The organism is Halorubrum sp. ASP1 (genome assembly GCF_005435135.1).
In the GTDB taxonomy this organism is placed as follows: Archaea; Halobacteriota; Halobacteria; order Halobacteriales; family Haloferacaceae; genus Halorubrum; species Halorubrum tropicale.
In genome coordinates this window covers 163,672-185,027 of sequence record NZ_SGUA01000005.1, presented here as the reverse complement: position 1 = coordinate 185,027, position 21,356 = coordinate 163,672, and the positions used below count along the sequence as shown (strand labels likewise).

Here is a 21,356-nt window from a genome sequence, read left to right as displayed (position 1 = left end):
TGCTGTGGTCGCGGCGCGATCCGAGGCATTCGGCGTCGCAGTCGCGGGTACTTATGCTCGAAACGAATGAAGGGGTACGCCGAGGGGGACCGTAGCCGTACCTCCACGGGAGATGCTCGCTCCAGCGACCGCGTTCGATCCGCCGCGGGAAGCGAGGTGGAACCGATGAGCCGAACGGAACTGCGGTTGGGCCTCCCGACCGGATCGTGGCTCGGGGACGTGTCCCGACGCGTCCCCGCGGCGACGCTCCGGGTCGCGGAGACGATCGCGGTCGACGGCTCGGCGGCGACCGACGACGACGGCCTGACGGCGACCGAGGAGGACCTGACGGCGGCCGCGACCGTCCGCGTCGGCGGCACCGACAGGGACCGCGTCGAGGCCGCGCTCCGCGAGCACGACCGGGTCGACCGCGCGACGGCGGTCGAGCGCCGAGGGGACGTTCGCACGCTCCGGGTCGTCGGCCGCGCGCCCGCGTACCTCCCCGCGGCGCGGGCGGTCGGCCTCCCGATAGCGGCGGCGGTCGAGGTCGTCGACGGCCGCGCGGCGGTGAGCGTCGTCGGCGACCGCGACCGGGTCGAGGCGTTCGGTCGACGGCTCGCGGCCGACGGCGTGACGGTCGGCGTCGCCGCCACCGGGAGCGACGAGCCGGAGCGCACGCTCACGGAGGCGCAGCGCGAGTTGGTCTTCGAGGCGGTCAAGAGCGGCTACTACGACACTCCCCGGCGGTGTACCCTCACCGAGCTGGCGGCGGCGAACGACATCGCGAAGTCGACCTGTAGCGAGACGCTCCACCGCGCGGAGGGGCGGGTGATGCGTCGGTTCGTCGACGGCGGAGGGCCGTTCTCGGCGTCGGAGGCCGGAGACGTCGACGACGGGGGCGGCGAGAACGTTCCCACCGAGACGGCCGCGCTCGACGGCGAGGAGTCCGACGCGGCCGAGCGCGCCGGCGACGAACTCGACGGCGAGGAGTTCGACGCGGCCGAGCGCGAGGAGCCGGTTCGGTCCGCGGCGACCGAGCCGTGAGCCCCGCGGTCGCCGCGTCGGTCGCGGCGACTACTCCCCGTCGAGCGCCTGCCACGACAGCCGCGGGTTCCGCGCGGCGCCGACCTGGTCGATCCGGCTCGCGGCGGTCCGGCTCGGCGCCGCGTCGAGCGCCTCGTCGGTGTCGGCGTACGCGAGGTTGAACGCCTCCGCGAGGTCGTCGAGGGAGGACTCCCCCTCTATCTCGGTCGGCTCGGTCAGCATCGCCTCCGGCACCATCTCCGGCCACTTCGTCGTCGGCGGGTGGACGCCGAAGTCGAGCATGCGCTTGGCCACGTCGGCGGCGTCGCGGTCTCCCGCCGTCGCCGCGAACTCGTGGTGGAACGGGCCGAAGGGCACGTCGAGGTCGATCCGCTCGGCGAGGTAGTTGGCGTTGAGGACGGCCTTCGCGGCCGCGTCCGCCAGCCCCTCGTCGCCGAGGCGCGCGATGTACGCGTACGCCTTGATCGCCACGAGCCAGTTCCCGGCGAAGCCGTGGACCTTCCCGATCGTGTGCTCGGGCTGGAACCGCTCGTACCCCTTCCCGCCGTTCGTCTCGCGCACCCGCGGGGCCGGGAGGAACGGCGCCAGCTCGTCGACGACGCCGACCGGCCCGGCGCCCGGACCGCCGCCGCCGTGGGGGGTCGCGAACGTCTTGTGGACGTTGTAGTGCATCACGTCGAACCCCATGTCGCCGGGGCGGCCCCGCCCGAGCAGCGCGTTGAGGTTCGCGCCGTCGTAGTAGAGCAGCCCGCCGGCGTCGTGGACGATGTCGGCTATCTCCGCGATGTCGCGCTCGAAGAGCCCGACGGTGTTCGGGTTCGTCAGCATGAGCGCGGCGGTGTCCTCGCCGACCGCCGCCTCCAGCGCCTCCAGGTCGACGCGGCCGTCGTCGCCGGAGGGCAGCTCGACCACGTCGTAGCCCGCGGTCGCGGCCGTCGCGAAGTTCGTCCCGTGGGCTGACGCCGGGATCACGACCTCGGAGCGGTCGTTGCCGTGGTGCTCGTGGTACGCCTTCGCGACGAGGATGCCCGTGAGCTCGCCCGCGGCGCCCGCAGGGGGCTGGAGCGTCACGGCGTCCATTCCGCCGATCTCGGCGAGGGCCTCCTGAAGCCGGTACTGGAGCTCCAAGTTCCCCTGCGCGGAGCGCGCGGAGCGGTCGGGGTGGATCGCCGCGTTCGGGTCGGCCGCCACGTCCTCCGTGAACTTGGGGTTGTACTTCATCGTACAGCTCCCGAGCGGGTACGGCCCCGCGTCGATCGCCCAGTTCATCTGCGAGAGCCGGGTGTAGTGGCGCGCCGTCTCCGGCTCCGAGGGGTTCGGCAGCGTCAGCTCCTCGCGGGTGAGGTCGTCGGGGAGCGGGGAGTCCTCGCGCACGTCGACCGTCTCCTGGCCCTTCTCCGAGAGCAGCGGCTCGCGGACGCCCTCCCCCTCTCGCTCGTAGTTCGCCTGGTCGTGGATCATCAGAGCACCTCCTCGAAGGCCGCGACGAGCCCGTCCGTCCGCCCGGCGTTCAGGTCGGTGACGCACACCTGAAGCAGGTGGTCGCCGATCGCGTGGACCGCGAACCCCTCGGTCTCTAAGTCCTCGGCCACGGCCGGCGCCGGCTGGTCGACGCGCACCGCGAACTCCCGGAAGTGGTGGCGGTCGTGGACCGGCGCCGCGGCCCCGGAGAGGCCGTCGATCCGGTCCGCGAGGTCGGCGGCCTCGCGCACGCAGTCGTTCGCGAGGTCGACGAGCCCGTCGGGCCCGAGCGTCGCCGCGTGGATCGCCGCGCGGAGCGCGACCCACGCCTGGTTCGTACAGATGTTCGAGGTGGCCCGCTCCTTGCGGATGTGCTGTTCGCGGGTCTGGAGCGTCAGGGTGTACGCGCGGTCGCCGTCGGCGTCCTCGCTCGCGCCGACGAGCCGGCCGGGGACCTGCCGCAGGAAGTCGTCGCTACACGCGAAGATCCCCAGCCCCATGCCGTAGGCGGTCGGCAGCCCGAGCGACCCCGCCTCGCCGACGACGACGTCGGCGCCGACCGCGGCCGGCGACTTGAGGACCGACAGCGCGACCACGTCCGAGCCGAGGACGAACAGCGCGTCCGTCTCGTCGGCGAGATCGCCGATCGCCGCGAGCCGCTCCTCGATACAGCCACGGACGGTCGGGCTCTCGGCGTACAGCATCGCCACGTCGTCGCCCGCGCGGTCCGCGAGGGCGTCGACGTCGGCGGTCCCGTCGGCCATCGGGTACGTCTCGACGGTCAGGTCGGCGCCGTCGCAGTAGTTCTCCAGCACCGCCCGCTTCCCGTCGCGGAGCTGTTCGGGGACGAGGACGGTGTCGCCGGAGGTCGACCGGACGCGGTCCGCGAGCGTCGCGGCCTCGCCGAGCGCGGTCGCGGCGTCGTACATCGAGCAGTTCGCGACGTCGAGGCCGGTCAGCTCGACCAGCATCGACTGGTACTCGAAGAGCGCCTGGAGGAACCCCTGGGACACCTCCGGCTGGTACTGGGTGTAGCTCGTGAGGAACTCGGCGCGGTCCGCGAGGTGGTCGACGACGCTCGGGACGTAGTGGCCGTAGTGTCCCCGGCCGAGGAACTCGGTCAGGTCGTCGTTCCGAGCGAACATCCGCGCGCACTCGTCGCGGATCTCGCGTTCCGTCCGGGGTTCGATGCCGAACTCGCCGTCGAAGCCGACGGCGTCGGGAATGTCGAACAGGGCCTCCTCGTCGTCGACGCCGATCTCGGCCAGCATCGCCGCGGTCTCTTCGTCGGTGTGGGGCGCGTACGGCGTGCCGTTCGCCCGGCTCATCGGTGCGTCTCGCCTCGTCCGCGGCGGTTCGGTCGTCCATAGGCGGCCCGTCCGGGTTCGACTCGTCGGTTCGGGGGTGAAGTGAGGTCGGAAGGTGGCGTGGTCATATTCGTGTGTCGGATGGGTGTGTCGTCCGGTGTCCGCGGTCCGCGCTCCGGGGTGTCCCCGGCGTCACGCGATCTGGTCGTCGTACTCGTCGGCGTCGAGCAGGCCGTCGGCCTCGCCGTCCGCGGCGGGGGCGACCTCCAGCATCCACCCCTCGCCGTACGGGTCCTCGTTGACGAGTTCCGGGCGGTCGAACAGGGACTCGTTGACCGCGACGACCTCGCCCGAGACGGGCGCGTACAGGTCGGAGACGGCCTTGATAGACTCGACGACGCCGAACGACTCGCCGGCGGCGACCTCGTCGCCGACGTCGGGGAGTTCGACGAACACCACGTCGCCCAGCTCGTCTTGCGCGAAGTCGGAGACGCCGATACGGACCGCGTCGCCGCCGGTCGTCGCCCACTCGTGCGATTCCAGGTACCGTCTGTCGTCGGGAACGTCGAAGCTCATTGGTCAGGGTCGCCGCGGTCCGCTCGGAGGCCTGGCCGCACGGGCGCCGGGCCGTCGGCGCCGTCGCCGGGGGCGACCCGTCGGTCGGCTGCGGGCGGCGTCCGCGATCGGATGGCGGTCCGCGACACGTGTGGATCACCCTTCCGGCGACGAGGAAATAAAAGGTGTGTTCGCGGCGGTCGAGCCGGGGATCGCCGGCCCGAGCCCGCGTCGCGCCGCCCCGTCAGGTCCAGCGGTCGAGCCCGGTCTGGACCTGCGACTCCGCGATGCGCTCGAACCCCCGCTCGACCTCGTCCGCGGCGACGCCCCACTCGTCGACGACGTACTCGCGGGCGGCCTCGACGTCCGGGTTCACGTCGGCGTCGACCGCGACGTCCTCGGCCGGGGGGTCCATGAACAGCTCTCGGACCGCCTCGGCGTTCTGGATCTCGGCGCCGCGCGCCTCCAGGACGTCCCACAGGTCGCCGTGTTCGCGGATCGACTCCACCGCCGTCTTCGGTCCGATCCCGCGGACCCCCTCGTTGAAATCGGTGCCGCAGAGCATCGCGGCGTCGACGAGCTCTTGGCGGTCCAGTCCGAGGTCGTCGAGCGTCGCCGCCAGGTCCATCAGCTCCGGGTCGCCCTTGCTCGTCAGCTGGCGGAGCGTCGTCGGCGCGCCGAACAGGAGGGTGTCGTAGTCCTCGCTGCCGGCGTGGTCGACGGTCCCGGTCGCGGCCATGTGCGCGCACTGCGCTTCCCCCTCCGCGGGCGCCTCGACGACCGGCACGTCGAGCAGTTCGAGCAGCTCGCGGGTCGTCTCCTGGATCGCGTCGGTGAGCCGCTGGGTGCGGGCCTCCAGGCGCGCCGCCTCCACGGCGTCGCCGCGCTCCGCGGCGGCTGCCCTGCGCTCCTCGGCCGCCTCGCGCTTCTCGCGCCGCTCGGCAACCTCGTCCGCCTTCAGGTCCGTGACGGCGCCGTCGAACACCATCACCGGGATCAGGTCGTGCTCGAAGAACTTCGGGAGCCCCTGGACGACCCCGATGAGGTTCGCGACCTCGACGCCGTCGGCCGTCGTGTACTTCTCGTCGCTCGTCCACTTGACCGTGGTCGTGAGGTAGCGGTACAGCCAGTTGTGCGCGTCGACGGCGACGACGCTCCCCTCGATGTCCGCGAAGGGGACGTCGCGGATCGACGCGAGGTCGCGCAGGTCGGCGTTTCCCATCGTCGGTCAGTGGGGCGCGCCGCTATTAAACGCCCTCCGGTCCCGGTCCCGCGCCGCCCGGTCCGTCTCCGCTGCCGTCCGGTCCGCCTCCGCTGCCGCCCGGTCCGCCTCCGCTGCCGCCCGGTCCGCCTCCGCTGCCGTCCGGTCCGCCTTCCACCGGAACTCGCCTGCCGACTTCTGGGCAGTTTATGTGCGTCACGCGCGTACGAGCCCCTGACTGAATGGTCTCCCCGTTCGAGGTGTTGGAGGTCGACGAGGACGCCGACGACGACGCGATCGAACGGGCCTACCGCGAGCGCGTCAAGCGGGCGCACCCGGACCAGGGCGGGTCGCTCGACGAGTTCCAGCTCGTGCGTCGCGCCTACCGAGAGCTGTCCGAGCGCGACGGGGACGGCGACGAGGGCGACGACCGGGCCGACCCGGCGGACGTGGACCTCACGAAGGGAGCCGACGCGCGCGAGCCCGCCTCGACCCGCGTCGAGTTCCTCGACTACGAGGCCGTCGTCGACTACGGCTGGTCGCTCGACGACGACGAGCTGTTCCGGAAGGCCGGCCACGCCGACCTCGCCCCCGACGCCCACGGTCGGTTGCTGGTCCACCCCGACGAGAGCCTGCTGGAGGCGGCCGAGCGGAGCGGCTTCGCGTGGCCCTTCTCCTGTCGCGGCGGCGCCTGCGCGAACTGCGCGGTGTACCTCGCGGAGGGCGAGCTCTCGCAGCCGACCGACCACATCATGCCCGACGACCTCGCCGAGCGCGGCTTCCGGCTCTCCTGTAACGGCTACCCGCTGACCGACGAGCTGTCGGTCGTGTTCAACGTGAAGCAGCGGCCGGAGCTCGACGACCTCATCCTCCCGCCCGGTCCGTTCACGCGCCGCTGAGCGCCTGCGGCGCGCCGCAAAAATCTCCGTGGTTGCCCCCGGATCGCCGAACGCCGGCGACCGCGGGCGACGCCCTCTCCCTCACCCCAGCAGGTACCGGAGCGCCGGCGTGTTTCGAACCAGCTCCGTCTCCTCTAACGCCCGGTCGATCCCGACGATCCGGCCCGCGCCCCACGCGCCGAGGCCGAACAGGAGCAGCAGGTACACGAGCGAACTGTCGACGAAGTAGCCGTGCGCGACCGGGAACCCGTCCACGAGTCCGCCCTGCCACGCGGCGGTCCAGAACATCGACATCTGGATCGCGCCCATCAGCGCGGCGAACCGGAAGAAGACGCCGAACAGCAGCGCCAGCCCGATCAGGATCTGTCCGAACACGACCATCGGGTCGACGATAGCCGCGTAGTCCGCGAAGAAGAGGAACAGCCCCTGGAGCGGGTTGGCGTCGGCGACGGCGTTCTGGAGGAACCCGACCGAGCTCCACGCGAGCGGGTCGGCGAGGCCGCCCTCGAACAGCTTCGACAGCCCCGCCTGGAGGAACACCCACGCCATCACGACCCGGAGTCCGAGCATCGAGTACGCCAGCCAGGTCTCCGAGTAGTTGAAGTCCACGTTGCGGCCGAGCAGGTCCGCGCGAAGCGTCCGTTCCGACGGTTGTGTTGCCATTGTGTAACACCTCACGTGAGGAAGTTTCATACACCAGCAATAATCTACCGGCGGAGCCGATGCTCGTCGGTTCTACGCGAAGCGTAATTCAAAACCGCCGAACATATTTGCCTCGGGCTGACGGCCGAGAGCGGGGACGCCCGGACCGAACCGGCCCGGCGGCTCAGAACGACTCGGCGACGGCGGCGACGACGGCGTCCTCGACCGCGTCGCGCTCGCCGGAGAGGAACTCGATTTTGCCCTCGCGGACGCCGGCAGTCGCGATGTCGGCGTTCGGCGCGAGCTCGGCCGCGCGCTCGGCCACGTCGCGGACGGAGACGTCCGCGGTCGTGCGCACGTACAGCTCGTCGGTGCCGACGCCGACCGTCGCGAACGGTTCGCCGTCTGCGCGCCGCCGGTGGAGGTCGTCGAGCAGGAGCGGCGTCGGCGGGAAGTCGTAGCGGTGGGTGTAGCCGTCGGTGTCGAGCAGCGCGAACTCGACGCCGTCGACCGCCTCGGTCACGACGTTCGCGTCCGCGGTCTGGATCTCGGTCTCAAGCTTCTCGCGGAACTGCTCGGAGACGTGCGCCGCGAGGTCGCCGCCGTCCGAGAACAGGAGGTCGGCGATGAGCTCCCGCTTGTCCTGGTACGACTGGTAGTACGCCTCCAGCGCGACGGCCTCGCGGAGCTCCGCGACGCGCTCGGCGTCGTAGCCCGCGTCGCGGGCGAGGTCGACGTAGCGGTCGGGGGCGTCCGCCCAGTAGCTCACGGCGGGCAGGTGCCGCAGGTCCTCGCGGACCTCGCCGTTGATCGCCGACGCCAGCGACGCGACGAGCGCGCCCGTCGAGAGCGTCTCGTCGCCGCCCACGTCGGACAGCTCCGGCGAGACGAGCGTGTCGACCGCGTCCCGGGTCTCCGGGTCCGCGACCGCGGCGTCGACGACGACCGCGTCGACCCCGTACACCGACAGCAGGTCGATGCCGTCGGCGGACTCGGTCGTCGAGCCCGCGCCGACGAGCAGGAACAGGGGGAGCTTCTCGTCGTGGCGGTCGCGGTCCTGGAGCATCCGCGTCGCGTCGTTGGTGGCCGCGTCCATCCCGTACACCGGCTCGTCGAGCGGGCGACGGGTGAAGTAGTGGTACTCGGCGTCGCTCTTCGCGTGCTCGTCGCGGATCAGCGGGAGCACGGCGCGCTCGACCGCGGCGCCCGCGACGTAGCCGTCGGCGGTGGCCGGGTGGCGGACGACGATCGGCCGCGATTCGAGGACCGCCCGGCGGACCGCCTCGGCCGCGTCGAGGAGGCCGTCGGCGAGTTCGGCGACCGTCTCGTCGCCGGCCAGCGGCTGGAGCCCCTCCGGCCGCGCCTCGTCCGTGAGCGCCTCGGCCAGGCGGCGGCGGACCGCCTCGGCCGCCTCGCCGTCGAGGAGGACGAGCGCCTCGGACTCGACCTGGATGTCGCCGCGGTGGCTCTCGACTTCCCCGTCGACCCGCACCGCGTCGCCGACCTCGACGTCCGGGTGCGCCCGGACGCCCGGCTCGACGAACGCCGCCACGTCGACGGCGCCGGTCTCGTCGCTTACCTCGAACACCGTCGGGCCGCCGGTCTGACGGACGCCGACGACCTCGCCCTCGATCCGGACCACGTCGCCGACGGCGTCCCCCAGCGTCTCGATCGACACGCGCTCCGGTTCCCCGTCGCCCTCGGCCTCCGGCGTCTCCTCGTCGCCGGTGGTCGCGACGTCGTCGGTCTCGGGCTCTGCGGATTCCGTCTCGCCCCCGGCGGGTTCCGTGTCAACCCCTGTCTCGTCGTCGGACTCCGCGGCCTCGTCCGACTCCGTCGCCTCGTCTTCGGGCGCCGCCGTCTCGGTGCCCGTGTCGGCCTCGGCGGGCTCTGCGTCGGCCTCGGCGGACTCCTCGACCGGCTCGTCGTCGCTCTCGTCGGTCGGCTCCGCGGTCTCGGCGGACTCCTCGGTCGTCGGCTCGTCGTCCGGGTCCTCGTCGGGGAGGTGTTCCCCGGAGGACTCCTGGACGAGGACGCCGCGGAACTCGCGGTCGGCCTGCCGGATCGACCAGGCGAGGTCGACGTTGCCGTTGTCGCGGACGCCCTTCACCTGGACGAACACGTCGTCGCCCGGCTCCCAGCTGAGGCTGTCGAGCCGGCGGTCGAGTTCGGAGCGGTGGAGCAGCCCGGTGACGCCCGGCGCGAGGTCGACGAACACGCCGAACTCGGCGTACCCGTCGACGACCCCCCGGTAGAACCGGCTCGGAACCAGGTCTTCGGGGGAGTCGCCGCGGAAATCGAACACGACGTCTTCCTGGTGCGAGTCGCAGACGCGACCGCCCCCGACGTCGGTGCCACAGATGATACAGGATCCCATTTGAGTACACCGAGAGTCTCGGGCCTAAAACGGTTGTCGAAAGCCCGCTGGCGGCGGCGCGAGCGCCCGGCGCGTCACGCGCCGAGCAGCGTTCGCGCGGCGGCCACGGCGCGGTAGCCGACCCCGTAGCCGAGCGCGGCCGGCGGCACCGCGGCGACGGCCGTCCGGAGCGGTCCCAGCCCGTGGACTTCGCGGAAGCCGACGAACAGAAGCACCGCCGCGTACGCGCCGCAGGCGACCCTGAGCTCCGGGATCGCCGGACCGGCCAGCGCCATCGGCGAGCTCGCGTACGCCACGGCCTGAACCGTCTCGCTCACGCCCCCGCGGTCCCGCAGGGAGAAATGTCCGTCGGCGATCTCGACGCTCGCGACGACGACGGCGACGGTCGCCGCCGCCGCGGTCAGGTGGAGGCCGACGGGCGCCGCCAGCGCGACCACGACGAGGAAGACCACGGCCTGCGAGAGCAGGGGCGAGGAGGGGACGACGACGGGCATCGCGGCGGGGTCCGACGCGATCCACCCGAGCGTGAACGCCGCGGCGACCGCCACCGCGAACGTCAGCGCGGGCGCCTGGTCGCCGGGCGTGATCCCGTTCGCGAACGCCCGCCGCGGCCGGACGAGCACCTCGGCCCACGTGCGCGCTATCCCCCGCGGGCCGCGAGGCCGACCGCCCGACGAACCGCTCATCCGAGAGGTCACGACGGCAGTTCGACCGCGCGGAATAACCCGTTTCCGGTTCGGTCCCGTCCGCGGAGTCGACCCGTGCGTTCGGGGAGGTCGCCTCCAGACTTATCAGCGCTGATACGCGGCGCGCAAACCCTTATAACGGCCCCCGCTGACTGTCGCTCGAATGGCCGCGTTCAGCAACGACGAGCGAGGGTTCACCCCGCTGGCGGGGACGGGGCTGCTGGTCGGGGTCGTCGTGCTGCTGCTCGCTCTCGTCGGCGCGGCGGTGTTCGGGCTCATCGACGGCGTCGCCCCGCCGGACGCCGAGTTCGAGGGGCAACAGCAGAACGGCTCCCTCGTCGTCGTCGCGCTCGGCCCCGAGCCGGTGCCGGCCGAGGAGCTGTACGTCCGCGGCGAGGACCCGGACGGCAACGTCCAGTTCGGCGCGTGGCCCGGCGACGGGATCGTCAGACCGGGCGATCAGGTCGTCGTGCCCAACGCGACCGGCAACGAGAACTTCGAGGTCGTCTGGGAGCCCGTGGCGTTCGACACCCGCGAGACGCTCGGCAGCTACAACGGCGAGGACTCCGCGATAGAGGAGTGGAGCGAGGAGAACGGGGGCGCCGCCGCGGGCGGCGCCGTGGGCGTCTGAGGCCGGTCGGCGTTCGACCCCCGGGCGACGCCCGCCCGCGACCGCTCACGCGACCGCGACCCGCTCGCCGCGCTCGTCGGCGCGCTGGATCGCCGCGAGGACTTTCTGGACCTCGTAGCCGTCCTCGAACGACGGCTCGAACGACCGCCCCTCGGCGACCGCAGAGAGGAACTCGTAGCTCTCGTGGACGAACGTGTGCTCCCACCCGATCACGTGTCCGGGGGGCCACCAGCGGTCGACGTACGGGTCCGACTCCTCGGTGACCAACACCGTCTCGTAGCCGCGGTTCCCCTCGCGGAGGACCTCAAGTTCGTTGAGTCGCTCCAAGGAGAACTTCAGACTCCCCTCCGTCCCGTGGACCGCGACCGTGTGGTCGTTCTTGTGGCCCGCGGCGACGCGGCTCGCCTCGAAGGTCCCGGTCGCGCCCGACTCGTAGCGGACCTGCGCGCCGTACGCGTCGTCGACGGTCACGTCGCGGTACTCGGTCACCTCGCCGTCCTCGTCGTAGACCGGGCGCTCGTCGACGAACGTCGTGAGCCGCCCCGACACGCGCTCGATCTCGCCGACGCGGCCGCCGACGAGGAAGTCCGCGAGGTCGATGGTGTGCGCCCCGAGGTCGCCGAGCGCGCCCGACCCCGCCATCTCGGCGTCCATCCGCCACGCCCACGGCGCCTCGGGGTCGACGAGCCAGTCCTGGAGGTACCGCCCGCGGACCTGTCGGATCTCGCCGAGCTCGCCGTCCTCGATCAGCCCCTTCGCGTGCCGGATCGCGGGGACGAACCGGTAGTTGAATGCGGTCCCCGCGGTGACCCCCGTCGCCGCGGCGGCGTCGCGCATCGCCGCCGCCTCCTCGACCGTCGGCGCGAGCGGCTTCTCGCAGAGGACCGGGACCCCGGCTTCGAGGGCCGCGATCGACGGCTCCGCGTGGACGTGGTTCGGCCCGAGGTTGTAGAGGACGTCCACCTCGTCGATCACCGCCTCCCAGTCGGTCGCGGTGTTCGCGAAGCCGAACCGCCCCGCCGCCTCGGCCAGCGCTTCCTCGTCGCGCCCGACGAGCGCGTGCCGCTCGACTTCGGGCGCCTCCGGGAAGAACATCGGGAGCCGCGCCAGCGCGTTCGCGTGCGCCTTGCCCATGAATCGATACCCCAGTACGCCGATCCGCAGTGGTTCGTCGGTCATTGTCGTGGATTCCTCGGTCGCCGCCTCACTCCGCCCAGTACGCCTCGCCGGGTTCCGTCTCGAAGACCGCGCGGTCGAGCACGTCGACCGCCTTCTCTAACCCCTCGCGCGCCGAGGTGAGCGAGTCCTCGTGTTCGATCGACAGCGCGCCCTCGTAGCCGACGATCCGGAGCGTCGAGACCACGTCCTTCCAGTGCTCCTCGCCGTGCCCGTAGCCGATCGAGCGAAACAGCCACGAGCGGTCGGCCTCCTCGGCGTAGCCCGTCGTGTCGAGGACGCCCTTCACGCGCGAGTTGGCCTCGTACACCCGCGTGTCCTTCGCGTGGACGTGGTGGATCGCGTCGCGCTCGCCTAGGAACCGGATCGCCTCCGTCACGTCGATCCCCTGCCAGTAGAGGTGCGAGGGGTCGAAGTTGGCGCCGATCCGCTCGTTGGTGGCCTCGCGCAGCGCGACCATTCCGGTCGGCTCGTACACCAGCATGTTCGGGTGCATCTCGACCGCCACGTCGACGCCGTGATGCGCGGCGTGTTTCGCCAGGTCGCGCCAGTACGGGACCGCCACCTCGTCCCACTGGTAGTCGAGCGCGTCGGCGTGCTCGGTCGGCCACGGCGCGGTCACCCAGTTCGGCGTCGAGTCGCCTGGCGCGCCCGCGGGGAGCCCGGAGAAGCAGGTCACCGTTTCGACGCCGAGCAGGTCGGCCAGCTCGATCGCCTCGCGCAGTTCGCGGTCGGCCGCCGCGGCCCGCTCCTCGTCGGGGTGGAGCGGGTTGTTGTGCGTCGCCAGCGCGGAGATCCGGAGCCCGTGCCCGTCGAGCAGGCCGCGCAGCTCGTCGCGCGCCTCCCCGTCGCCGAGGAGCCGCTCGCGGTCCGCGTGGTCCTCGCCGGGCCAGCCGCCGACGCCGAGTTCGACGGCGTCGACGCCGAGGCCGTCGAGGTACGCGGCCGCGTCTTCGATCGGTTCGCCGCCGAGGGGGACGGTCAGCACGCCGATGTCCATGCGCGGGCCTACACCGACGCCCCCGATAAGTGTTCAGGGGGCGCCGCCGGGCGGGGCCTCGTCCGGTCGACCGGCGGCCGCGCGGCCGTCTCCGTGACCGTGCGTTTCCGCCCCGCACCGCGTCGCTCCGCCGCGAACCGCATGAGGTTTTAACGGGTGGAACGCGTATGACGGGATATGGGAATCCTCTCGCGCGCCTCCTACGTCGTCCGCTCGAAGGTGAACGCCCTCCTCAACCGGGCCGAAGACCCGACGGAGTCGCTCGACTACTCCTACGAACAGATGCGCGACGAGCTCCAGGACGTCAAGCAGGGGATCGCCGACCTGACGACCCAGAAGAAGCGCCTGGAGATTCAAAAGCGCAAGCTTGAGGAGAACGTCGAGAAGCACAACCGCCAGGCCCGCGAGGCGGTCCAGCAGGACCGCGACGACCTCGCGCGGAAGGCCCTCGAGAAGAAGAAGTCGAAGATGAACCAGATCGAGGAGCTGGAGGGCCAGATCGCCGAGCTGAACAACACCCAGGAGCAGCTCGTCGAGAAGAAGAACAAGCTCCAGAACCGCATCGAGGAGTTCCGCACGAAGAAGGAGACGATGAAGGCGCGCTACGAGGCGGCCGAGGCCTCCTCCCGCGTCTCCGAGGCCATGACGGGCGTCGGCGACGAGATGGAGGACGTGAGCCGCTCCATCGAGCGCGCCGAGGAGCGCACCGAGGAGATGGAGGCGCGCGCCGAGGCGATGGACGAGCTGGAGGACTCCGGCGCCTTCGAGGACGCGCTCTCCGACAAGGACAGCATCGACCGCGAGCTGGAGGGCCTCTCGACGGACAGCGAGGTCGACGCCGAGCTGGAGACGCTCAAGGGCGAGCTCGGGAAGAGTGAATCGGCCGACGACGGCGACGCCGTCAGCGACGAGGACGTCGACGCCGAACTGGCGGACATCGAGTCGGAGATCGACGCGGACGAGTTAGAGAGCGATCTCGACGGCGATTCGAGCGCAAACCTCGACGAGGAGCTCGACGTCGAGCTAGAGGAGTCGGAGTCCGACGCGGACGAGCAGCGGAACTGAGGTCCCGTCCCACCCGCGGTCGGTCCCCGCGGTCCCCGCCTCTCGGTTCTCGTTTCCGAGCCGTTCAGTCCGAGGCCAGGCGCGCGCCGGTCCCCGCGCGGTTCTGGTCCGCGAGTCGGATCTCGCCGTCAGCGAGGTCGACGCCCGCGTACGGGTCCTCGGCGAGCAGCAGCGATCCGTCGAGGTCGGCGTAATCGAGGAGCGGCGCGAGCTGCGCGGCGGCCGCGATGGACGCGTTCGCCTCGATCATACAGCCGCACATCACCTCGAGGCCGTGGGCCCGCGCGGCGGCGATCAGTCGCCGGGCCTCCGGGAGGCCGCCGGCCTTCATCAGCTTCAGGTTCGCGATGTCGCAGCGGTCGGCGATCGCGGGCACGTCCGCCGCGGTGACGCAGGACTCGTCGGCGGCGACCGGGAGTTCGGACCGCTCGTAGACGTAGCGGAGCCCCTCGGGGTTCTCGGCGGGGACCGGCTGCTCGACGAACTCCACGTCGCGGTCGGCGAGCCACGCGCTCTTCGCGACCGCCTCCTTCGGCGTCCAGGCCTCGTTGGCGTCGACGCGGAGCCGGGCGTCGGGCGCGGCGTCGCGGACCGCGTCGATAAGCTTGCGGTCGCGGTCCGTGCCGAGCTTGATCTTCAACACGTCGTACCCGGCCGCGACGGCGTCTGCCGCCTTCTCGCGCACGCGTTCTGTCTCGTCGAGCCCGACCGTGAACGAGGTCTTCGGCGCGTCGCTCGGGTCGAGGCCCCACAGGCGGTAGAGCGGGACGCCGAGCCGCTTCGCCGCCAGGTCGTGGACGGCGATCGAGACGGCGCAGCGGGCGGCGGGGTTGCCGTTCACCACCTGCCGGAGCTCGGCCTCGATCTCGCGGACCGCGTGGGGGTCGCCGACGCGCTCGACCGCGTCGAGGAGGGCCGGCAGCACCGCCGTCACGGTGTCGGCCGTCTCGCCGTAGTGCGCCGACGGCGCAGCCCCGCCGACCCCGCTCATCCCCGCGTCGTCCGTGATCCGCACGACCACGTTCTCCGCCTCGGTCTGCGTCCCGCGCGCGATGGTGAACGGGTCGTCGAGCGGCAGCGAGACCCGTTCGAACTCGGCGTCGAGGCTCATCGGCCGCCGACCCCCGCGTCGACGATTCCGTCCACGATTCGCTCCGCGCCGTCGCGGACGGGGTCGGCGGCCGGGACGCCGACCGCGTCGCCGAACTCGGTCACGGCCTCGGCGGCGGCCGCGTCGTCGCTCACGTCCTTCGTGTTGAGCGCGCCGGCGACGACCGCGGTCTCGCGGACGGGCGCCGCGAGGTCCTCGTAGAGGTCGACGTAGTCGGCCAGCGGCGGGAGGTCGAACGACTCGTAGCCGTGGACGACCTCGCGGCCCGCGGCGTGACACAGGACGAGGCCGTCCGCCATCGACCCGTGGAGGATGCCGCAGGTGACGGCCGAGTAGGCGGGGTGGACGATGCTCCCCTGTCCCTCGACGACGAGCAGGTCGTGGTCGTCGCCGACCGCGACGAGCATCTCCTCGACGGCGCCCGCGGTGAAGTCGGAGACGACGCGGTCGATGGGGTTCCCCCAGCCGGCGATCATGATCCCGGTCTGCCCGGTGGGGACGAACGCGGCGTCGATGCCGCGCTTGCGGGCGGCGGCGACGATCTCCAGCGAGGCGGTCATCTTCCCGACCGAGCAGTCGGTCCCGACCGTGAGCACCACGTCGGCGTCCACGTCGCCGGACGCCCCGGTCGCCACGCTGAGGTCGTCGTCGGGCCTCCGCACGTCGATCAGGTCGACGCCGTGCTCGGCGGCCAGCGCGGCCAGGTCCTCGTCCTCGTTCAGGAAGTAGTGGAGGCCGCTCACCACGTCGCAGCCGGCCTCGACCGCGGCCTCGACGTCCGCGCGCCACGACTCGTCGAAGCCGCCGCCGATCGGCGCGATGCCGATGTACAGCGCGTCGAGGTCCCCTTCGGCCGCGTCGTGCGCCTCCGCGAACGACGAGACGATCGGCGCGTCGGAGACGTCGGCGACGTGGTCCGCCACGCGGTCGCCGGCGCTGTCGCGGTCGAGGACGGCGCACACCTCCTGGTCGCCGTAGCGTAACACGCCGAGCGCGGTCTTCGCGCGGTCGGGGAACTTCTCGTGGGCGAGGACGGCGATCCGCTCGTGGTCCATGATGGGTCGCTCGCCCCGGGAGTTGTTAAAAGAGTCGAGGGTCGACCGGGCGATCGACTCGACCGCGCCGATTCCGTCCGACGAGATCCGAACGACGGCTGCGACACTTATAACCGAACTGCGGTGGCGCGTGCCGGCGAGCGCCCGGAGCGAAGCGGAGGCCGCGAGGAGCACGCGCGAGGGACGCGGTGAGCGCTCGAAGAGCGCGAACCGCGAGGCTGGGGAGGTGTGAGGCGCGATTGCGGTGCGGAGCGGGGCGGGACTCAAATGGGCAGCCGGGAGGCGTTCGCCGCCGATCTACTGCCAGCTATTTATCAACGACCGACCGGCGACTACTCAAAAAGAACGACAGCGGACTCGGAAAATCCGTATCAAGCGCTGCCGTCGACGAACTGCTCGGCGCCCTCGTAGAACCAGTAGCCGTTCTCGCGCATCGCGCGGCCGAGCTCCTGGTGGAACTCGACGAAGTCCGCGAACTCCTCCTTCTCGACGTGCTCGAAGATCTCCTCGACGGAGACGACCGTCTCGAAGTCGATCCGGATAGGGTGGTCGCCGTACTGCTCGACGTACTCCGCCGCCGTCAGCGGGAAGTCCTCCTCCTCGTCGATCTTCTTCGCGAGCACGGCGTGGCCGTACTGCCGCATGCCCTCGCTCCCCTGCTCGCCGTCGGGGTCGTGTGGCCAGTCCATGTGTTGAGGTTCGCCGGATCGGGGATAGTGGTTTCGGATGCGGCGGTGGCGGTCGGCCGCGCTTCGCGCGGCTCCGCCCCATCCCGACCGGCGCACAAGACACTTCACGGCGCTCCGCGTCGCCCCCGGTATGCGCCGCAGAGCCCTCCTCGCGTCCGCGGCCGCCGCTTCGACCGCCTCCGTCGCGGGTTGTCCCACGCCGCCGTGGACCGACGACCCCACCGAAATCGACGGCGCCGACGTGACGTTCCGGCGCGAGCACGACGGGGAGATCGACGCTTCCGGCGGCGGGAACGACGTCGCCGAGGTCCGCCGCCGCCTCGACGAAGACCCGCCGCGGCTGGTCGTGGCGGGCTCGCTCCTCGACGGCCCCCGGAGCTGCTACCGCGTCACGCTGTTTGAGGCCGCGCTCGACGAGGGGACGCTCCGCCTCCGGATCGTCGCCGAGGACGACCCCGATTCGGACGTCGACCGCTGTTCGGACGTCGCCGAACCCCACCCGTACTCGGTCGCCGTCCCGTTCCCCGAGGCGCCCGTGCCGGAACGCGTCGTCGTCCGACACGGCGACGAGACGGTGCTGGAAGAGCGGGTCTGAAAACTCCGACCCCGCTCAGTCGTCGGCGGACGCGGCGCCGTCGCCCGCGGGCTCGATGTCGACCTCTATCTCCGCCGAGGCGGCCTTGTACTCCGGAATCTTGGCGCGCTCGTCGAGCACGTCGTTGGTGAGTCGGTTCGCGGAGGCGGCCGCGAAGTGCGGCGTGGTCCAGACGACGCCCTCCTTGATGTCCTCGGTCACGTCCGCGCGGACGGTGATCTCGCCGCGCCGGGACTTCAGCGTCACGTGGTCGCCGTCCTCGATGCCGTACCGCTCGGCGTCGTTCGGGTGGACGTCGACGAAGTTCTCCGGGTGCTGCTTCGAGAGCGTCGGCGACCGCCGGCTCATCGTCCCGGTGTTGTAGTGCTCTTCGAGCCGCGCGGTGGTCAACACGAGCGGGTACTCCTCGTCGGGGGTCTCCTTCGGCTCCTGGTGGACGACGCCCTCGATGCGGCCGAGGCCGTCGTCGGTCTCGAACGAGTCCGCGTAGAGGAACGAGTCGCCCTCGTCGCCCTCCTCGTAGCAGGGCCAGTGGATCCCGGTCTCGCCGAGCGCGTCGTAGGTCATCCCGTGCATGATCGGGCACACCTCGCGCAGCTCCTCGAACACGTCCTCGGGCCCCTCGAAGTCGAACTCGTCGCCGTCAAACAGCCGCGTGCCGACCTCACAGAGGATGTCGAGGTCGTGGCGCGTGTTCTCGTGGACCTTGTGGACGCCGCGCATGCGCTGGACGCGCCGGTCGGTGTTGGTGACGGTGCCGTCGCGCTCGGCCCACGTCGTCGCCGGGAGCACCACGTCCGCGAGCTCGGCGGTCTCGGTCATGAAGATGTCCTGGACCACCATGAAGCCGAGCTCCTCGCGGAACCGCCGCTCCGTCTCGTTGCCGTCGGGCTCGCTCATGATCGGGTTCTCGCCCATGACGTAGAGCCCGTGGACGGTGTCGCCGATCGCGTGGGAGATCTCGACGTTCGTCAGCCCGGGCGCTTCGGGGACCTCGAAGCCCCACACCTCCTCGACGCTCTCGCGCGCCTCGTCGTCGTCGACGAGCTGGTACCCCGGGAGGACGTTCGGCATCGCGCCCACGTCGCAGGTGCCCTGGACGTTGTTCTGCCCGCGCAGGGGGTTGACGCCGGTGCCGGGCCGGCCCAGGTTCCCCGTGACCAGCGCGAGGTTGATCTCGTTCTGGACATTGTCGACGCCGCAGGTGTGCTGGCTCATCCCCATCCCGGTGAAGATGGCGGCGTCGTTCGCCATCGCGTACTTCTCGGCGGCGAGTTCGATGTCCGCCAGCGGGACGCCGCACTCCTCGGCGGCCGCCTCCACGTCGAAGTCCGCCAGCGTCTCCTTCAGGTGGTCGATCCCCTTCGTGCGCTCCTCGACGAACGCCTCGTCGATCCAGCCCGCGTCAGGCTCCGCCTCGTGGCGCTCCAGGATCGTCTTGAGGACGACGTTCAGGAGCGGGATGTCGGTGCCGGGCTTCAGCTGGAGGTGCATGTGCCGGTCGGTCTCGTCGATCTCGAACGACCGGGTGGTCTTGTTCGCGTGCGGGTCGACCTGGATGACGGTCGCGCCCTCCAGGACGGCCTGCCGGAAGTACTGGCTGTTGGCGATCGGGTGCTGCTCGCCGGGGTTCGCGCCCTGGATCCACAGCACGTCCGTCGCGTCCTCTAGGTCGGCCATGCTGTTCGTCATCGCGCCCATGCCCAGGCTGGTGCGCAGCGCCCAGACGGTGGAGGCGTGACACATCCGCGTACAGTTGTCCACCTGGTTGGTGCCGTACCGGCGCGCCAGCTTCTGGATGAGGTAGTTCTCCTCGTTGAACGTCTTCGAGGAGCCGAAGAATCCCATCCCGTCCGGGCCGTGCTCCTCGCGGATCGACCTCATCTCGTCGACGACGCGGCCGAGCGCCTCCTCCCAGGTCGCCTCGCGGAACTCGCCGTTTTCCTTGATCAGCGGCTCGGTCAGCCGGTCCTCGTGGTCGACGACCTGCGTCGCCGCGCCGCCCTTGATACAGACGCTCCCCTCGTTCACCGGCGCGTCGCCCCACGGCATAAAGCGCATCTCGCCCGGCTCGTCGCCTTCGAGCACGCGGATCCCGCACCCCACGCCGCAGTACGGGCAGATCGTCTTCACCGCGTCGTCCGGTTCACTGGACATCCGTCTCACCGTCCCCGTGTGTGTTCATACCACACGATCTATCGTCGTCGTCCATGAGTGTATCGGTGGTCTGGAGCCCCAGCGTCGCCGAACGCGCGGAGTCCGGTCGCCGCGCCGTCGGCCTCTGCGCGTCCCTAGTTAACATCAGTCGTTTCAAAATTGTTAAGCGTAATTATTATGGAAAAACATTTACTACGGATTGTTAACACGTTACAATTGGGATCAACATGAGAGCAGTTGTTTATCAAGGCCCGTACGAGGTGGCCGTCGAGGACGTGGACGAACCGGAGATCGAACACCCGAACGACGTCGTGGTCGACATCACGACCTCCTGTATCTGCGGGTCGGACCTCCACATGTACGAGGGGCGGACCGCGGCCGAAGAGGGGATCGTGTTCGGTCACGAGAACATGGGGATCGTCAGCGAGGTGGGCGACGCCGTATCGACGCTGGAGGAGGGCGACCGCGTCGTCATGCCGTTCAACGTCTCCTGCGGCTTCTGTCAGAACTGCGAGGAGGGGTATACCGGCTTCTGTACTAACGTCAATCCCGGCTTCGCGGGCGGCGCGTACGGCTACGTCGCCATGGGCCCGTACCCGGGCGGACAGGCCGAGAAGCTGCGCGTCCCGTACGCAGACCACAACGCCCTGAAGCTCCCCGAGGGGCGCGAACACGAGGACGCGTTCTCGCTGCTCGCGGACATCTTCCCGACGGGCTGGCACGGCACCGAACTGGCGAACCTCCAGCCCGGCGAGTCGGTCGCCATCTTCGGCGCTGGCCCCGTCGGGCTGATGGCCGCTTACAGCGCGAAGATCAAGGGCGCGGCCGAGATTTACGTCGTCGATCAGGTGCCGAGCCGACTGGAGCTCGCGGAGGAGCACTGCGACGCCCACGCCATCGACTTCTCGGAGGGCGACCCCGTCGACCAGATCATCGAGGAGCACGGCGGCATGGTCGACAAGGGGGTCGACGCAGTCGGCTACCAGGCGACGGACCCCGACGACGTCGACACTGAGACCGAGGACTACTCCTACCAGCCGGCCAAGGAGAATCCCGCAGTCGTGATCAACAACCTGATACGGGTGGTCCGGCCGACCGGCGAACTGGGGATTCCCGGCCTGTACGTCCCGGAGGACCCCGGTGCGCCCGACGACATGGCCGCGCAGGGGCGGCTCGGCATCGACTTCGGGAAGTTCTTCGAGAAGGGGCTCAAGTGCGGCACCGGCCAGTGTAACGTGAAGGAGTACAACCGGTACCTGCGCGACATGATCATCGAGGGCCGCGCCGACCCGAGCTGGGTCGTCTCCCACCGGGTCGACCTCGAGGACGCGCCGGAGATGTACGAGGCGTTCGACGCCCGCGAGGAGGGCGTCACGAAGGTCCTGTTAGAGCCCTGAGACCGAACGCGTCGCGCCCCGAGAACCGCTATTTTTCCGCGCCCGCCGTCACGCCCTGAGCCACGCCTTCGGGTGGTCGCTCCGGAGGTGCGCCTGGTACTCCCGGACGAGCGCCGGATACGAGTCCGCCACGCAGTGCCAGTCGCAGAGGTCGCACTCCCGTTCCACTCTGTCGTCGTCGCCGCGGACGTGGCCGCCGCGTCTGTAGGTCGGCATTTGATGCTCCGTCGGCTCGGGTCGCCTCGCGCCTGAGTCACGTACGCACTCACCACGGTTCAGACTGTCGACGACCCGCGCGCGAGACGCGCCGCAGAGGGCGGCGACTGGTC

General features: G+C 71.0%; 20 protein-coding genes. 6 read left to right on the top strand and 14 right to left on the bottom strand.

Going from position 1 to position 21,356, the window contains the following annotated elements; genetic code table 11:
- Positions 1 to 165 precede the first annotated feature (165 nt).
- Entirely contained in the window at positions 166 to 1,023 is an 858-nt protein-coding gene (locus EXE48_RS09605) for a helix-turn-helix domain-containing protein (protein WP_137711302.1), read from the top strand.
- A gap of 30 nt (positions 1,024 to 1,053) precedes the next feature.
- Here the strand turns inward: EXE48_RS09605 and gcvPB are convergent, their stop codons facing one another.
- The 4 genes from gcvPB to fen form a co-directional block, all read right to left on the bottom strand.
- Complete coding sequence (gcvPB, locus tag EXE48_RS09600; RefSeq protein ID WP_053771060.1) at positions 1,054 to 2,484, bottom strand: aminomethyl-transferring glycine dehydrogenase subunit GcvPB; 1,431 nt, start codon at positions 2,482 to 2,484, stop codon at positions 1,054 to 1,056.
- Entirely contained in the window at positions 2,484 to 3,812 is a 1,329-nt protein-coding gene (gcvPA, locus tag EXE48_RS09595; protein WP_137704489.1) for an aminomethyl-transferring glycine dehydrogenase subunit GcvPA, read from the bottom strand. The genes gcvPB and gcvPA overlap by 1 nt, the downstream gene beginning before the upstream one ends.
- A 171-nt stretch (positions 3,813 to 3,983) precedes the next feature.
- Entirely contained in the window at positions 3,984 to 4,367 is a 384-nt protein-coding gene (gene gcvH, locus EXE48_RS09590) for a glycine cleavage system protein GcvH (protein WP_137704488.1), read from the bottom strand.
- 223 nt (positions 4,368 to 4,590) lie between these two features.
- Positions 4,591 to 5,568, bottom strand: a complete 978-nt coding sequence (gene fen / locus EXE48_RS09585; protein WP_137704487.1) for a flap endonuclease-1 — start codon at positions 5,566 to 5,568, stop codon at positions 4,591 to 4,593.
- Positions 5,569 to 5,789: 221 nt separating this feature from the next.
- On the opposite strand from fen, the gene fer reads away from it, so the two are divergent.
- On the top strand, positions 5,790 to 6,446 hold the full coding sequence (gene fer / locus EXE48_RS09580; RefSeq protein WP_053771064.1) for a ferredoxin Fer: 657 nt from the start codon (positions 5,790 to 5,792) through the stop codon (positions 6,444 to 6,446).
- Positions 6,447 to 6,527: 81 nt separating this feature from the next.
- Here fer and EXE48_RS09575 read toward each other — a convergent pair whose 3' ends face one another.
- The 3 genes from EXE48_RS09575 to EXE48_RS09565 all read right to left on the bottom strand — a co-directional run bounded on the left by EXE48_RS09575 (position 6,528) and on the right by EXE48_RS09565 (position 10,151).
- Positions 6,528 to 7,109 carry a TQO small subunit DoxD gene (locus tag EXE48_RS09575; protein WP_053771065.1) on the bottom strand — a complete coding sequence of 194 codons (582 nt, stop codon included), beginning with the start codon at positions 7,107 to 7,109 and terminating at the stop codon, positions 6,528 to 6,530.
- Positions 7,110 to 7,272: 163 nt separating this feature from the next.
- A complete protein-coding gene (locus tag EXE48_RS09570; protein ID WP_137711301.1) occupies positions 7,273 to 9,465 on the bottom strand; it encodes an OB-fold nucleic acid binding domain-containing protein in 2,193 nt (730 codons plus the stop codon).
- 74 nt (positions 9,466 to 9,539) lie between these two features.
- On the bottom strand, positions 9,540 to 10,151 hold the full coding sequence (locus EXE48_RS09565) for a YIP1 family protein (RefSeq protein ID WP_077152253.1): 612 nt from the start codon (positions 10,149 to 10,151) through the stop codon (positions 9,540 to 9,542).
- 163 nt (positions 10,152 to 10,314) lie between these two features.
- On the opposite strand from EXE48_RS09565, the gene EXE48_RS09560 reads away from it, so the two are divergent.
- Entirely contained in the window at positions 10,315 to 10,782 is a 468-nt protein-coding gene (locus EXE48_RS09560) for a type IV pilin domain-containing protein (RefSeq protein ID WP_053771068.1), read from the top strand.
- Positions 10,783 to 10,827: 45 nt separating this feature from the next.
- Here EXE48_RS09560 and EXE48_RS09555 read toward each other — a convergent pair whose 3' ends face one another.
- The gene (locus EXE48_RS09555) at positions 10,828 to 11,961 is read right to left on the bottom strand and encodes a Gfo/Idh/MocA family protein (RefSeq protein WP_053771069.1); all 1,134 of its coding nucleotides are present in this window, start codon (positions 11,959 to 11,961) and stop codon (positions 10,828 to 10,830) included.
- Positions 11,962 to 11,986: 25 nt separating this feature from the next.
- Positions 11,987 to 12,958 (bottom strand): sugar phosphate isomerase/epimerase family protein, encoded by a 972-nt coding sequence (locus EXE48_RS09550; RefSeq protein WP_053771070.1) that lies wholly within the window; start codon positions 12,956 to 12,958, stop codon positions 11,987 to 11,989.
- A gap of 177 nt (positions 12,959 to 13,135) precedes the next feature.
- Between EXE48_RS09550 and EXE48_RS09545 the strand changes: the two genes are divergently transcribed.
- A complete protein-coding gene (locus EXE48_RS09545; protein ID WP_053771071.1) occupies positions 13,136 to 14,023 on the top strand; it encodes a PspA/IM30 family protein in 888 nt (295 codons plus the stop codon).
- A 64-nt stretch (positions 14,024 to 14,087) separates the two neighbouring features.
- Here the strand turns inward: EXE48_RS09545 and EXE48_RS09540 are convergent, their stop codons facing one another.
- From EXE48_RS09540 to EXE48_RS09530, 3 genes are all read right to left on the bottom strand, one after another.
- Positions 14,088 to 15,134 carry a dipeptide epimerase gene (locus EXE48_RS09540; protein WP_053771072.1) on the bottom strand — a complete coding sequence of 349 codons (1,047 nt, stop codon included), beginning with the start codon at positions 15,132 to 15,134 and terminating at the stop codon, positions 14,088 to 14,090.
- Positions 15,131 to 16,189, bottom strand: a complete 1,059-nt coding sequence (locus EXE48_RS09535; RefSeq protein WP_137711300.1) for an N-acetyltransferase DgcN family protein — start codon at positions 16,187 to 16,189, stop codon at positions 15,131 to 15,133. The genes EXE48_RS09540 and EXE48_RS09535 overlap by 4 nt, the downstream gene beginning before the upstream one ends.
- Positions 16,190 to 16,560: 371 nt before the next feature.
- Positions 16,561 to 16,878, bottom strand: a complete 318-nt coding sequence (locus tag EXE48_RS09530; RefSeq protein WP_053771075.1) for a DUF5785 family protein — start codon at positions 16,876 to 16,878, stop codon at positions 16,561 to 16,563.
- Between the two features lie 130 nt (positions 16,879 to 17,008).
- On the opposite strand from EXE48_RS09530, the gene EXE48_RS09525 reads away from it, so the two are divergent.
- The gene (locus EXE48_RS09525; RefSeq protein ID WP_137711299.1) at positions 17,009 to 17,473 is read left to right on the top strand and encodes a hypothetical protein; all 465 of its coding nucleotides are present in this window, start codon (positions 17,009 to 17,011) and stop codon (positions 17,471 to 17,473) included.
- 15 nt (positions 17,474 to 17,488) lie between these two features.
- On the opposite strand, the gene fdhF is transcribed toward EXE48_RS09525, so the two are convergent.
- Positions 17,489 to 19,630: a formate dehydrogenase subunit alpha gene (gene fdhF / locus EXE48_RS09520; RefSeq protein WP_137704481.1), complete on the bottom strand. Its 2,142-nt coding sequence runs from the start codon at positions 19,628 to 19,630 to the stop codon at positions 17,489 to 17,491.
- 227 nt (positions 19,631 to 19,857) lie between these two features.
- Between fdhF and EXE48_RS09515 the strand changes: the two genes are divergently transcribed.
- Positions 19,858 to 21,027, top strand: a complete 1,170-nt coding sequence (locus EXE48_RS09515) for a glutathione-independent formaldehyde dehydrogenase (protein WP_053771078.1) — start codon at positions 19,858 to 19,860, stop codon at positions 21,025 to 21,027.
- A gap of 48 nt (positions 21,028 to 21,075) precedes the next feature.
- Here the strand turns inward: EXE48_RS09515 and EXE48_RS18760 are convergent, their stop codons facing one another.
- Positions 21,076 to 21,243: a hypothetical protein gene (locus EXE48_RS18760; protein ID WP_167551894.1), complete on the bottom strand. Its 168-nt coding sequence runs from the start codon at positions 21,241 to 21,243 to the stop codon at positions 21,076 to 21,078.
- Between the last annotated feature and the right edge of the window lie 113 nt (positions 21,244 to 21,356).

Coding starts and splice junctions, on each gene's coding strand:
- EXE48_RS09550 (WP_053771070.1), bottom strand. CDS start 12,958: ATGGACATCGGCGTGCTGACCGTCCCCCTCGGCGGCGAACCGATCGAA.
- fdhF (WP_137704481.1), bottom strand. CDS start 19,630: ATGTCCAGTGAACCGGACGACGCGGTGAAGACGATCTGCCCGTACTGC.
- gcvH (WP_137704488.1), bottom strand. CDS start 4,367: ATGAGCTTCGACGTTCCCGACGACAGACGGTACCTGGAATCGCACGAG.
- EXE48_RS09530 (WP_053771075.1), bottom strand. CDS start 16,878: ATGGACTGGCCACACGACCCCGACGGCGAGCAGGGGAGCGAGGGCATG.
- EXE48_RS09570 (WP_137711301.1), bottom strand. CDS start 9,465: ATGGGATCCTGTATCATCTGTGGCACCGACGTCGGGGGCGGTCGCGTC.
- EXE48_RS09525 (WP_137711299.1), top strand. CDS start 17,009: ATGCGCCGCAGAGCCCTCCTCGCGTCCGCGGCCGCCGCTTCGACCGCC.
- EXE48_RS09545 (WP_053771071.1), top strand. CDS start 13,136: ATGGGAATCCTCTCGCGCGCCTCCTACGTCGTCCGCTCGAAGGTGAAC.
- EXE48_RS09535 (WP_137711300.1), bottom strand. CDS start 16,189: ATGGACCACGAGCGGATCGCCGTCCTCGCCCACGAGAAGTTCCCCGAC.
- EXE48_RS09540 (WP_053771072.1), bottom strand. CDS start 15,134: ATGAGCCTCGACGCCGAGTTCGAACGGGTCTCGCTGCCGCTCGACGAC.
- gcvPA (WP_137704489.1), bottom strand. CDS start 3,812: ATGAGCCGGGCGAACGGCACGCCGTACGCGCCCCACACCGACGAAGAG.
- EXE48_RS09515 (WP_053771078.1), top strand. CDS start 19,858: ATGAGAGCAGTTGTTTATCAAGGCCCGTACGAGGTGGCCGTCGAGGAC.
- gcvPB (WP_053771060.1), bottom strand. CDS start 2,484: ATGATCCACGACCAGGCGAACTACGAGCGAGAGGGGGAGGGCGTCCGC.
- EXE48_RS09575 (WP_053771065.1), bottom strand. CDS start 7,109: ATGGCAACACAACCGTCGGAACGGACGCTTCGCGCGGACCTGCTCGGC.
- EXE48_RS09555 (WP_053771069.1), bottom strand. CDS start 11,961: ATGACCGACGAACCACTGCGGATCGGCGTACTGGGGTATCGATTCATG.
- EXE48_RS09605 (WP_137711302.1), top strand. CDS start 166: ATGAGCCGAACGGAACTGCGGTTGGGCCTCCCGACCGGATCGTGGCTC.
- EXE48_RS09565 (WP_077152253.1), bottom strand. CDS start 10,151: ATGAGCGGTTCGTCGGGCGGTCGGCCTCGCGGCCCGCGGGGGATAGCG.
- EXE48_RS09560 (WP_053771068.1), top strand. CDS start 10,315: ATGGCCGCGTTCAGCAACGACGAGCGAGGGTTCACCCCGCTGGCGGGG.
- EXE48_RS18760 (WP_167551894.1), bottom strand. CDS start 21,243: ATGCCGACCTACAGACGCGGCGGCCACGTCCGCGGCGACGACGACAGA.
- fen (WP_137704487.1), bottom strand. CDS start 5,568: ATGGGAAACGCCGACCTGCGCGACCTCGCGTCGATCCGCGACGTCCCC.
- fer (WP_053771064.1), top strand. CDS start 5,790: ATGGTCTCCCCGTTCGAGGTGTTGGAGGTCGACGAGGACGCCGACGAC.